Source organism: Pseudobacillus sp. 179-B 2D1 NHS (assembly GCF_045370945.1).
Classification (GTDB): Bacteria; Bacillota; Bacilli; order Bacillales; family Domibacillaceae; genus Pseudobacillus.
This window is the reverse complement of the sequence record NZ_JBIQDP010000002.1, coordinates 167,377-179,949: the sequence shown is the minus strand read 5'-3', so window position 1 is coordinate 179,949 and position 12,573 is coordinate 167,377. Positions and strand designations below refer to the sequence as shown.

Here is a 12,573-nt window from a genome sequence, read left to right as displayed (position 1 = left end):
AAGACCTGGCATGAGAATGAAAGAATTACAGCTAACACTTACTAGTGCAGATGCCATTGCATTGCTTCGCAGAGATTTAATTAATGCATTAGGCATCCAAAGGGCCAAAAGATTTTTGCTTAGATACGGTTATCACTGTGGGGCTCACGAAGCAAGAATATTGAAGGAGGCTATTCAGTGGCAAGATGCTTTGGAATGGCTGATTGCCGGGTCTAAAATGCACCAGTTAACGGGGCGGGCCTTTTCTTATCCGGATACCTTCCGTGTTGATATGAAAAAAGGTACATTTGATGTTTCAGGATACTGGAATGATTCCTATGAAGCCAAGCAGCATCTTGCCTATTTTTCGGAACATATTGAACCAGTTTGTTACTATTTAGTCGGTTATGCCAGCGGATACACCAGTGAATGCATGGAAAAGCAGATTATTTTTAAAGAAGTAAAGTGTAAAGGAAAAGGTGATGACCACTGCAGCTATGTGGGTAAAACAGTAGAAGAATGGGGAAAGGAAATCGAAGAAGATCTCCTTTACTATCAAGATGAAGATATGTCAGCTGAACTCGATCAAATGTATCGAAGAGTGGAACAGCAAAAAGAAAGATTAGAGATTGGCTATTCGTTAAGCCGCAGCCTGACACAAGCGATGCTCCAAGAAAAAGGACTGCCTGCTTTTGCTGAAATATTAGGAAAGAGCCTTCACTGCCAAGTGCTGATTGAAAACAAAGACTTTGAATCCATTGCTCAATATAGTGTAAGCCCCGGGCTCGATCAATATATGACGGTGAAAAATCTGGAGAAGAAGGCTAAGGATGAGCTTAGAAACCACTCTGTCATTGAGAGAGAACTGAAGAACAAAACATTTAGGCTTCTAACAACAGCTATTATTATGAAAAATAACGTTTATGGCTATATTACCATCGCTTTAAATCAGAAAAACGACGATTTCTACACAGATTTACTTGAGCGTACAGCGACTACTGCTGCTTTATATATTCAAAATGAGCGAGTAGCGGTTGAAACGGAGCAACGCTTAAAAGGAGATTTATTAGAGCAGCTGCTCAATAATAAAGAAGTAAAACCTCAGGAAATACATGCCCGTCTTTCTTTGCTTGGCTATGACATTACGCAACCCCATTATATTATTCACATGGAAATAGAAAGTGAGAATAAAACAAAAAAGACCTCGCTAAATTCAGAATATTTTAAAATATACAACAAACTAACAGATATTTTTAATCATGAACTAAATAGAAATGGAAGCCATGCTTTGATGCTCCCCAAATTAAATACCGTACAGGCGATTGTTTCAAAAAAATATATTGATGGAGAAGGGATAACCATTAAGAAACTGGGGGAAAGGCTGCTTCAAAAGATTGGAGGTACACATCAGCAAATCTATATTGGAATCAGCGAGGAAACGACCCACGTTTCAGAATTTCATAAAAAAATAGAAGAAGCGAAAAAAGCAGTAGAGCTGGCTAAAGTAAGATATTCCAGTTCGAAGGTAATCCTAGCAAGTGAATTAGGGCATTTAACTTTATTTTTAAGTGCAAGGGCCCCAGAAGAACTGGAAGCATTTGCTGTGGAAAAACTGTATTCCATTTTGGATTACGATCAAAAGAAAAACTCAGAGCTTGTTGTTACGCTGTTTTATTATTCGCAAAATGAATTTAATTTACATAAAACAGCCAGAAAAATGTCCATTTCCATTAGTGGAATGAGGTATCGGCTGCAAAAGATTGAGGAGCTGCTCAATTTGAGCTTAGCAGATTCCAGCTGCCGGTTTGAAATTCAACTAGCTCTTCAGATTCTATTAATGCTTGGAAAGATCCATATGTAGTTGATGATATGGCCATCAGAGTTCTCAATTGTATTAAAAACTATTATTAACGAACAGCAGGGGGAGAAAAATGTTAAGTAAAGAGGATAACCAATTATTAACTCAAACAGGGCCAGGTACACCGATGGGAGAAATGTTTCGCAGATATTGGATTCCGGCTTTACGATCTGATGAATTAGAAAAGGATGGGAAGCCGCAACGCGTTAAATTGTTAGGGGAAGATTTAGTTGCTTTTCGTGACACCGAAGGAAAAGTAGGTTTGATTGATGAAAGATGCCCGCATCGCGGCACGTCTTTATATTTTGGCATTAATGATGGCTGTGGTATTCGCTGTATGTATCACGGATGGAAATTTGATACAAATGGAGATTGTACAGAAATTCCTTCTGAAGCGAAGGATGGGAAGTTCAGACAATCTATCAAACTAAAAAGCTATCCAGTGGAAGAGGTGAGCGGCATTATCTGGACGTACATGGGACCGCAAGAAGATCAGCCGCCATTTCCAGAATTTTATTGGATGAATCTTCCAAATGAAAATAAGTTAGTCGAACGGGTTTGGCAGGAATGCAACTATGCCCAAGTAATGGAAAATGACTTGGATTTTGTCCATGCCGCGTTCCTGCATAAAGCCCATAATAAGCAAACAGTAGAGGAAGGTATTTTAAGCAGTGATTTAGGGATCGATCCTGATCATCCTCTCGTGAAAAATCCTCCGGTTAAGCAGGCCGTAGAAGACGCAAATTACGGTAAACGCTGTATTGCCGTTGGAATCGGTACAGAAGAAGAGAATGCTTTTATGGAAATCCATTATATTTTTCCATTCTACACATACCCGCCAAGATTCGGTGGGGAAGATGGCATGTGGCATGCCTTTATCCCCCGGGATGATTACAGCACCTGGTCCTGGGACGTTCAATTTTCCCATGACCGAGCCATTGATGTTCAAGCGCAGCATGATCGCCGCGGCTTACAATTAGATGAAGAGTTTAGGAAAAAAATAAATATGGAAAATGAGTATGGTCAAGATCGCGGCCTGCAAAAAACAGGCAATTTCACTGGCATTCGCGGGATTGCCAACCAAGATCATGCTGCTACGGAAACGATGGGTCCCATTGTTGACCGCTCGATTGAACACCTTGGAACGAGTGACCTGCCAATTATTCATATGCGCAGGCTATTGCTTCAGCAGTTAAAAGCCTTCCAACAAGGCCAAAAACCGATGCAATTGGATAATCCATCATTAAAAACGCTATATAGCGATGGACTATATGATGATAACCAAAAGACGTGGCAGGAAGCTTTTCCGATGAAAGAGCAATTTAACATAAAAGCGGCTGCGAAACAGTGAATCATAATGAATGAGAAAAGATTTGCTGGTTATACATCATTCCGTTATTTAGAAGCGAACAAAGACTATAAACTGTATGATTTGGCGGATGAGATCGATCGAGTTCCGCTCTTCTCTTTAGAGCTCACAGTGGAGGAAGAAGAAAAGGTACAGGATATTTTCACTAAACATCCGATTGTTTCGATGCGCGATCACGGTTTTATCGTACCAAGACAGTATAAAGACATTCTCCCGTATTGCAGTGATTTGCACACCTCCTTTCATTATGAAGGAATTTCTAAGTCGGGAGTGGATGTGATATTTGAAAATTTCATGGATGGCATTTCTACTATTACATCCAAAAATGGCCTGAAGTGGCAGGATGTTATTTACTTGCTTGGCATTCGGTATGCTGATATCCAAAAGCAACAGACTGTTTATATCGCCAGCACCTATAACGATCTCACAAAAGCTAAAAGAAAAAAGCAAGTAGCACTCCTGCCGTCTTTAGAGGCGGCCAGCATTTTGGAAAATGAAGTGGATCGGGTGGATATTTTATATGGATTCGGCATTCGATGCATGGGCATTACATACAACGAGGCCAATACTCTCGGTTCGGGACTCGTCGAGAAGCATGATGGCGGATTAACCAACTTTGGCCGCCGGGTCATCAAGCGAATGAATCAGATTGGTATGTTAATTGATATTTCCCATTGTGGAGATCAGACGAGCCTGGATGTCATCGAAACAAGCGATGACCCTGTTTTAATGACACATGCGGGAGCCCGTGCTTTATGGCATACCCCTCGAATGAAACCAGACGATGTATTGAAAGCCTGTGCAGAAAAGGGCGGCGTCATCGGAATATGCGCGGCGCCGAATACGACATTAACGAAAAGCTCGCCTTCTCACACGATTCATTCTGTCATGGAGCATTTTGAATACATTGCTGATTTAGTAGGCATCAATCATGTTGGAATGGGGCCGGATACATTCTTTGGTGATCATGTGGCCTTACAGCATGCATTTGATAACATGCTGGGCATTTCTGCTTCGCATAGCGGAGAAGAATTCACAGAGTCCTCCTATGTAGAAGGATTAGAAAATCCATCGGAAGCGATGAAAAACATGATCGGCTGGCTCGTAAAAAATCATTATTCAAAGAAGGACATTGCTAAGGCAGCTGGAGGCAATACGATGAGAGTCATAAAGAAAGTATTAACCTAATGGAAGGAGGGACCAAATAGTGGAAAGCTCAGTAGCTATTGTTACAGGTGCTGGACAAGGATTAGGTCTGGCGATTGCGAAAAAATTTCTTTCGGAAGAAAAGAAAGTCGTTTTTGTGGATGTGAATGAACAGTTATTAAATGAAGTACGCTCCTCTTCTTTTCTAACAGACTATGATCCTTCCCATTCTATGTTTTTAACAGTCGATGTGGCAGACGTTCAAGCGGTTAAGAACAGTGTCAAAATGATTGTGGAGTCATGGGGCCGGATTGATATTTTAGTAAATAATGCAGGTGTCCGCAAAGAAACAGCGATTGAAGGCATTACAGAAGAAGAATGGAACCTTATCTTATCCGTTAATCTCGGCGGTACGTTTTTCTATTCTCAAGCTGTATTGGAAACAATGAAAAAACAGCAAAAGGGGCGCATTATTAATATTTCATCTTTTGGCGGCCAGGCAGGCCCTCTGACTTCTGGAGCGCATTATTGTGCATCCAAAGCAGGTCAGCTTGTGTTAACAAAAGTATTTGCCAGATCGTTGGCAGATCAAGGAATTACGGTCAATACGGTAGCGCCCGCAGCCATTGAAACACCAGAGATGGATAAAATGGATTCAGATGTTCTAGAAAAAATGAAAGCAGGAATTCCTGTTAAGCGATTTGGGAAATCAGAGGAGGTAGCGGATATGGTTTCTTATCTTGCTTCAGATGCAGCTGGTTATGTTACTGGTTCTACATTCGATATCAATGGCGGTTTGCTTATGCGTTAAACAAATAAAGGGGGTTCATACAGTGGGAGAGATTAAACATGGAGCACCACAAATTCCAACACCATTACGGGTATTTATGACATTTGAATCGACAGGCTGGTTTGATACCAATCAAGAGCAGAAAGAAAAAGAGATTTTGCCACAGCTTAATGAGATTTTAGAAAGCTGGAAACAAAATGGATCAAAGCTGTTAGGAACATTTGATAGAGATATTTTAACAGCCGGGCATGCAGGACCTGTCCACTGGCACGCTTGCTTTTTATACGATATCCCTAATTTGCAAACGGTGACAGATATGACGCATTCTTTTCGTGCAGCAGGTCTTGATCGTTATTTTCGTCTGGAAGCTTCCATCGGTCGGCCGTTTTTCTTATTAGAAAGATAATAAATAAACAAAAAACCGAAGAGAAAAACAACGATCTTCTCTTCGGTTTTCTAAATAAGGAGTGGGGAAATGAAGAAAGTTCTTTCTTTTATTTTCGCAATATTTTTAATGTTTTTACTTTCAGCCTGCAATTCCAATGAAAAAACTGGAGCTTCCGACGGAAAAGGCCCTATTAAACTAACATATGCTTTTTTCGCACCTGCTAACACGTTTCCAGCTGTGCAAATGGAGGAGTGGAAAAAACAATTAGAAGAGCGAACGAATGGAAAAGTAAAAGTAGAACTATTTCATGGAGGATCTTTACTAGAGGCCAATAATATGTACGATGGAGTGGCCAGCGGTACAGCTGACATTGGCTTAACTTCCACTTCTTATGAGCCTGGCCGCTTTCCTCTTTTAGCTATTTCTGATATGCCTTCCGGTTATAAAAATGCCACAGTGGCAAGCAAAGTAGTAGCCGATTTGGTTGAACAGTATCCACCCGAGGCTTTAAAGGATTTTAAAATTATTACGACATTTGCCACTGAGCCAGCTTACATTCAAAGTAAAAAACCAATTTCCTCATTAAAAGACCTCAAAGGAAAACAACTTCGCATTGCCGGGGCCTTAACACCGATTATGGAAAAACTAGGAGCAGCGCCTGTCGGCATGTCACAGGCGGAAGTGCCCGAGGCATTGCAAACAGGGATTGTTGACGGCTATGTTTCTTCAAGAGAAATTTTAAAAGACTCTAAGTTAGCTGAAATGGTAGGCTATACAACTGACTATCCGCTTGCTTTAAATACCTTTATTGCGGTGATGAATAAAGACAAATGGGATAGTCTTCCAAAGGATGTACAGCAAGTTATTGATGAATTAAATCGAGAAATGACCGATTTTACTGGCGAGTATTTGGATCATCATGTGCAAGAATCTCTCAAGTGGAGTAAAGAAAATCACGACCACAAAATTGTTCAGTTGTCTGCCAGTGAGAAAGCGGCATGGGATAAACAATTAAAAGATATGCAAATCAAATATGTCAGGAAAACCGAAAAAGAAGGTCAGCCGGCTAATGAATATTTTAGCAAGATGGAAGAATTAATTAAGAAGCATAACGAAGAAAGCAAATAATCATTTATGTACAAGGAGGTGAACAGATGGAAAATAAACAGGCGATTTCGTTGGAGGAAGAAAAATCTCAGCCGATCGATTTGGAGGAGACAGCGAACCTTGAAAGTGAATCGAATGTGTTTTTTAAAATGATAGACCGTTTAAACCAAGGCTTGGCCATTCTGGCCGGTCTTGCTCTCGTTTGCATGATGTTATTAGTAGTGTTTAATGCCGTTAAGCGGCTTTATTCTGATCCAATTGCAGGTACGGTGGAACTCGTTAGTTGGCTTGGTGCGATCACGGCCGTATTTTCGCTTGGATATGCCCAACTGCATAGAGGCCATGTGTATATTGATCTCCTCGTTAATAAGTTGCCAAATAGGAGCCAAAAAATTATTCATTCGTTTATGAATGTGCTCAGTATGGGCTTTTTCTTAATAGCCGCTTGGCAGATTGTTTCATACGGGCTGGATCTAATGAACAGCGGCGTTGTCTCTGAAACGATACAGGTGGCTTTTTATCCGCTTGTCATTCTTTGTTCTGTGGGGTTTTTCAGTTTAGTAATGGCAATCTTGAAAGAAACTATTTTGATTTGGAGGGAGGTGGCATAATGGACCCTAATCTATTGGCCCTCATAGGGATTACTGTCTTGTTCGTCTTTATGTTTCTGCGAATGCCGATCAGCTTTGCCATGTTCATCGTAGGGTTTGTGGGCATCTTGCTCGTTGCTTCTCCACAAGCTGCTTACAACGTATTAAGCGCTGATTTATGGAATCAATTTTCCAGTTATTCATTAAGTGTTGTGCCGCTTTATATTTTAATGGGTGAAGTGGTTTTTCGAACAGGTATTACCGAAAAACTTTTTCAGGCAGCCTATAAATGGATTGGTCATTTGAAGGGGGGAATGGCGAGCACGACTATTCTAGCTAGTGCTGGTTTTGCTTCCATTTGCGGTTCCAATTCAGCAACGGCTGCCACTATGGCGACCATGTCCCTTCCAGAACTTGATAAGTATAAGTATGATAAGGCACTTAGTACAGGGAGTATTGCAACAGGAGGTACGCTTGGCATTATTATTCCCCCCAGCACGGTCTTGATCGTCTTGGCACTGCAAATGGAACAGTCCGTTAAGGAATTATTTGTGGCAAGCATCGTGCCGGGACTCTTGCTTACAATTCTCTTGATCATGACAGTCGTGTTTATCTGTCGAAGAAATCCGGAATATGGGCCTGCTGGTGAGCGTTCTACTATGAAGGAAAGAATGGCTTCGCTCAGGGATGTTATCCCAATTGCTCTTCTGTTCGTATTCGTAATCGGCGGTCTGTACAAAGGCTGGTTTACTCCCACTGAATCTGGTGCATTTGGTGCATTCGGAGCGATTGTTTTGTCTATCGTCATGAAAAAAATAACATGGAGAAAATTTCAAACAGCAATGTCCGGTACTCTTAAGTCTTCTGCCATGGTGTTGATGTTAGTAGTTGGAGCCATGGTATTTGGCCGGTTTTTAACGATTACAAGGCTGCCATTTACTGTGGCTGAATGGGTTAATCAGCTTCCTGTTCCGCCGATTGTTGTGTTGCTTGCGATTTTGCTTATTTATGTCATCGGCGGTTCCATCATGGATGCACTTGGCTTTTTAATTATTTCTATTCCTATTTTCTATCCAACAGTCGTTGCACTCGGATATGATCCGGTTTGGTTTGCCGTCATACTTTGTGTCGTAACGAGTATGGGAGCCATTACTCCACCAGTTGGTGTCAATGTCTTTGTCGTGCAGGGGTTAACACCTCAGACTCCTGTTACGACCGTATTCAAAGGAGCTTCTTATTTTTTGGTTACGTATATTCTGTTTATTGGATTACTGATTCTTTTTCCTCAAATCATCTTATTTTTTGTTTGATTGACCTGGCAACTCTCCATTCGCGGGACAGGATCTATTTCTGTTTTTAATAAAAAGCTCTGTTAAAGGTAAATGCTGTTTTTTAATCGTTGATTGTAACGGAAGGCGGCGACTCCAGCGGGAAAAGCGTGTCCTGGTGAGACCCCATAGGAGTGCATGCGACGAGGAGGCTCACGGACCGGACCGACCGCGGAAAGCGTCCGCCTGCAGTGAAAATCAACAAACAAGTATAACAAAGCCAATAAAAAAGGAGGAAGAGCAAGTGACGTTAATGGAATTTTTACAAGACATCCTCGAGGAAGAAGAACTGAAATTAGTAGGGGAAGAGCCTGCTTTTGCTTTTTTGTTGGAAGAGTTAAAGGAGCATGAAGAATGAGTGATATTCTTTTTGACACAATTGAAACCGTTGGGGAATTAGTGAGGAATAAAAAAATTTCGCCAGTAGAGTTAACGAAGCTAACGCTTGAAAGAATTGATCTTCATGAACCAGGACTCTCCGCTTTCATCACCATAACGAAAGAAGAAGCTCTTGTGCAAGCAAAGGAAGCGGAAAAAGAGATACAAAAAGGAAATTGGCGAGGTCCGTTACATGGTGTTCCAATTGCTGTGAAAGACTTGCTGCAAACAAAAGGAGTTAGAACAACAGGGGGATCAAAAATATTTGAACAGTGGATTCCTAGTGAAGATGCTTTCGCTGTGCAAAAGTTAAAAGAAGCAGGAGCAGTGATTGTCGGAAAAGCAAATTTGCATGAATTTGCCATGGGAGCGACAACGGAAAACCCCCATTATGGGAGTGCAAAAAACCCTTGGGACCTTACAAGGATACCAGGAGGATCAAGCGGAGGATCGGCCGTAGCAACAGCAACAGGGATGGCATTTGCAGCAGTCGGAACAGATACAGCGGGGTCGATTCGATTGCCGGCAGCTATGTGCGGGACGGTTGGATTCAAACCAACATATGGCCTTGTCAGCCGAGAAGGATGTTTTCCATTTAGCTGGTCACTCGACCATATTGGGCCGATGACGAGAACTGTAAAAGACGCTGCCATTATGCTTGAGGCAATGAAAGGATATGATCCAAAAGATTTTTCCTCTGTCAAAAAAGATCAAGAAGTGCTGTTCCGTCACTCATTGACAGATCTACAAGGAATCAAACTCGGTTTTCATGAAGCTTATATGTTTGCGGGAATAGATGAGAGCATCAGAAGGGTGATAGACCGGGCTTTCGAACATTTAAGAGCGCTGGGAGCAGAAATTGTTCCGATTGAACTGCCGGGAATAGAGCGGGCTCTTGAGGCACTAAAAGTGATTGCCCAATCAGAAGTGGTCTCTTTCCATGAGCCGCTGCTAAAAAAATACGGAGATCTTTATGGAGAGGACTTAAAATACCGCTTCCAATTCGGCCGTGATATTTCTGCAACTGCCTACATTAATGCTCAGCGGATAAGGAAGCAATTTGTCAGAAAAACATTGGAACAAATGCAAGGAATAGACGCGCTTGTCGGCCCAACAAACGTAAAGCCTCCTTTTGAAATCGGCACGATGGTTCCAGAGCAGGCAATCAGCAATATGTTCACACTTGGAAAAACGCCGCTTGCCAATATATTAGGTTTTCCTGCTTTATCTGTTGCTTGTGGGTTCATAGAAGCGAATCTTCCTGTTGGCCTTCAGTTAATTGGGAAACCTTTTTCTGATCAAAAAGTTCTCCAAATAGGAGATTGCTATGAAAAATCGGAACAATGGGCGAAGGCATTGAGAGGAAATACGCATTATTTTTCTAAAGAAGCGAGCAGCTAATAAGGGCTAAGCCTCATTGGAAGATAGTTAACTTTTCAAAAAAAGAAAATGAGGAGGAGAATGAGATGAAGATTGCCGTACTTGGCGGTGGAAATGGCGCCTATGCAGCCGCGGTCGATTTAACAGAGCAAGGCCATGAGGTTCGGTTATGGAGACGAGACAAGCAGGCATTCCAAGAGGTATTAAATACACAATCTATTCAGTTAAAGGATGCAAAAGGAATACGAGATGTTTCATTAAAATTGGCTACACCTGACTTAAAGTCAGCTATTGAAGGGGCAAAGCTTATTGTCATTCCTTTGCCGGCTACTACCCAGCAGTCACTCGCCAAGCAGCTTGCTCCCGTTCTTGAAGAGGGGCAAGTGATTTTCCTGCCACCTGGAACATTCGGCAGCTATGTCATGTCAAAAACTCTAATAGAAGCCGGCTGCAAAGTAAATGTTCTATTTGCAGAAACAGGCACGCTGCCTTATCTGGCAAGAAAGTATGATGAACGAACAGTCTCCGTTTCCGGCCGGGCAACACGGCTTCCAACCGGTGTATTTCCAAGTGATCAATTCAGCAAAGCCTTTGAAATATTACAAGAAGCTTATCCAGCGGTGGAGCTTATCGAGGATGCACTTGATGGGGCGCTGATGAATGCCGGTCCTATTATTCACCCACCCTTAATATTAATGAACGCCGGTCCCATTGAGCATTTTGACAAGTGGGATATACATGATGAAGGCACACAGCCAGCGATTCGAAATGTTCATAAGGCCCTCGATGCCGAAAGAATTAAAATTCGTGAAGCGCTAGGATACAAAGCGCCTCATTTTCCACTCGACGATCATTATAATCCAGACGGTGAAGAATGGATGTATGGAAACGGTGCCCATGAAAAGCTTGTAGATGGAGAAGATTGGTTCGAACCGCTCGAGTTAAAGACCCATCGCTATATGAGAGAGGACGTTGCTTGTGGTCTTGCTTTTCTTGTGTCGCTTGGTGAGTGGCTGAATATCCCCGTTCCAACAGCGGCTGGGCTTTTGGCCATTGCTTCAAGTGTAATCGGAGAAAATCTGCGAGGGACTGGAAGAACAATTGAAAGCTTAGGACTTGCCAATAAAACGAAAGACGAAGTACAAGAGCTGTTGCGAAAAGGAATGGTTCAATATGAAGTCAACTAGGGGAATCATTGCCATTGCCGGAGCTGGACGAATGGGGAGAGGGATTGCCTTAACTTTTGCTTATCAAGGGTATCGGGTGGGTCTTATCGATGTTAAAGAAAGAGGAGAGAATGAATTCCAGCAATTAAAATTAGCGGCATTTACTGAAATGGAGAGCCAGCTTCACCTTCTAGCAGCAGCAAATGTGTTCCCAAAGGAATCTGTTTCTTCTTTATTAGATCAGATTTCGATTGGTTCTATACAAGACCAAATGGATATCTTGCAGGGGGCTGATGTGCTCTTTGAGGCAGTGCCTGAAATATTGGAGGTGAAAGAAAAAGTCTTTGCTCGTTTATGCCCCCTCTTTCCAGAGAATATGCTTATCGCTTCAACAACCTCTTCTTTTTCGGTAAATCATTTAGCGGGGTTTGTTACTGAGAGAGGTCGATTTATGAATACACATTGGCTCAATCCCGCCTACTTAATTCCGCTGGTTGAAGTAAGTCCAGGCGATGAAACGAGTGAAGAAGCGTTGCAAGCGATGTTCCAGCTTCTTGAAGGCGTGGGAAAAGTGCCTGTTATGTGTGCTCCTTCTCCAGGCTTTATTGTTCCAAGAATTCAAGCGTTGGCCATGAATGAAGCTGCCCGTCTTGCAGAGGAGGGCGTCGCTTCCATTGGAGACATTGATAAAGCTTCCCGGATTGGCTTCGGCTTGAGATTTGCCGTGCTTGGGCTATTAGAATTCATTGATTGGGGCGGTGCCGATACCCTTTTCCATGCGAGTCATTATTTAAGAAATTCATTGAAGCAAGACAGATTTGCGCCACCGAAAATAATTGAGAACAAAATGGAAACAGGAGATATTGGGATGAAAGCACAGCGAGGATTTTATTCATTTGATGATCAGAATGTCGATGAATATCAAATAGAGACTTTGCGAAAATTTATTGATTTGCTGCAGCATCTAGGATTCATTGCTTCCCCTAAAGAAGCTTCTCTTACGGTTAGGGAGGAGGGAATAAAAAAACACTAAAATATGGGAGATATGCTAGTGAACATTCGTCAGTGGTTCAATTCAGAACACTATAATTTTT

Annotated in this window: 11 protein-coding genes; all 11 read left to right on the top strand. The window is 42.0% G+C overall.

Features of this window, described 5'->3' with window-relative positions; translation table 11 throughout:
* The first annotated feature begins 10 nt into the window (after positions 1-10).
* The 11 genes from ACH0BF_RS03250 (at position 11) to ACH0BF_RS03200 (ending at position 12,512) form a co-directional block, all read left to right on the top strand.
* On the top strand, positions 11-1,840 hold the full coding sequence (locus ACH0BF_RS03250) for a XylR N-terminal domain-containing protein (protein ID WP_340855172.1): 1,830 nt from the start codon (positions 11-13) through the stop codon (positions 1,838-1,840).
* A gap of 70 nt (positions 1,841-1,910) precedes the next feature.
* A complete protein-coding gene (locus ACH0BF_RS03245; RefSeq protein ID WP_340855169.1) occupies positions 1,911-3,188 on the top strand; it encodes a Rieske 2Fe-2S domain-containing protein in 1,278 nt (425 codons plus the stop codon).
* Between the two features lie 6 nt (positions 3,189-3,194).
* On the top strand, positions 3,195-4,394 hold the full coding sequence (locus ACH0BF_RS03240; RefSeq protein ID WP_340855166.1) for a dipeptidase: 1,200 nt from the start codon (positions 3,195-3,197) through the stop codon (positions 4,392-4,394).
* A 19-nt stretch (positions 4,395-4,413) separates the two neighbouring features.
* Complete coding sequence (locus tag ACH0BF_RS03235) at positions 4,414-5,163, top strand: SDR family NAD(P)-dependent oxidoreductase (RefSeq protein ID WP_340855163.1); 750 nt, start codon at positions 4,414-4,416, stop codon at positions 5,161-5,163.
* 22 nt (positions 5,164-5,185) lie between these two features.
* On the top strand, positions 5,186-5,548 hold the full coding sequence (locus tag ACH0BF_RS03230; RefSeq protein ID WP_340855162.1) for a hypothetical protein: 363 nt from the start codon (positions 5,186-5,188) through the stop codon (positions 5,546-5,548).
* A 69-nt stretch (positions 5,549-5,617) separates the two neighbouring features.
* Complete coding sequence (locus ACH0BF_RS03225) at positions 5,618-6,658, top strand: TRAP transporter substrate-binding protein (RefSeq protein ID WP_340855160.1); 1,041 nt, start codon at positions 5,618-5,620, stop codon at positions 6,656-6,658.
* A gap of 26 nt (positions 6,659-6,684) precedes the next feature.
* Positions 6,685-7,248: a TRAP transporter small permease gene (locus tag ACH0BF_RS03220; RefSeq protein WP_340855157.1), complete on the top strand. Its 564-nt coding sequence runs from the start codon at positions 6,685-6,687 to the stop codon at positions 7,246-7,248.
* Positions 7,248-8,537 carry a TRAP transporter large permease gene (locus ACH0BF_RS03215; protein ID WP_340855154.1) on the top strand — a complete coding sequence of 430 codons (1,290 nt, stop codon included), beginning with the start codon at positions 7,248-7,250 and terminating at the stop codon, positions 8,535-8,537. Before ACH0BF_RS03220 ends, ACH0BF_RS03215 begins: the two co-directional genes overlap by 1 nt.
* A gap of 372 nt (positions 8,538-8,909) precedes the next feature.
* On the top strand, positions 8,910-10,334 hold the full coding sequence (locus ACH0BF_RS03210) for an amidase (protein ID WP_340855151.1): 1,425 nt from the start codon (positions 8,910-8,912) through the stop codon (positions 10,332-10,334).
* A 65-nt stretch (positions 10,335-10,399) separates the two neighbouring features.
* Positions 10,400-11,500 carry an NAD/NADP octopine/nopaline dehydrogenase family protein gene (locus ACH0BF_RS03205; RefSeq protein ID WP_340855148.1) on the top strand — a complete coding sequence of 367 codons (1,101 nt, stop codon included), beginning with the start codon at positions 10,400-10,402 and terminating at the stop codon, positions 11,498-11,500.
* Positions 11,487-12,512: a 3-hydroxybutyryl-CoA dehydrogenase gene (locus ACH0BF_RS03200; protein ID WP_340855145.1), complete on the top strand. Its 1,026-nt coding sequence runs from the start codon at positions 11,487-11,489 to the stop codon at positions 12,510-12,512. Before ACH0BF_RS03205 ends, ACH0BF_RS03200 begins: the two co-directional genes overlap by 14 nt.
* Positions 12,513-12,573 lie beyond the last annotated feature (61 nt).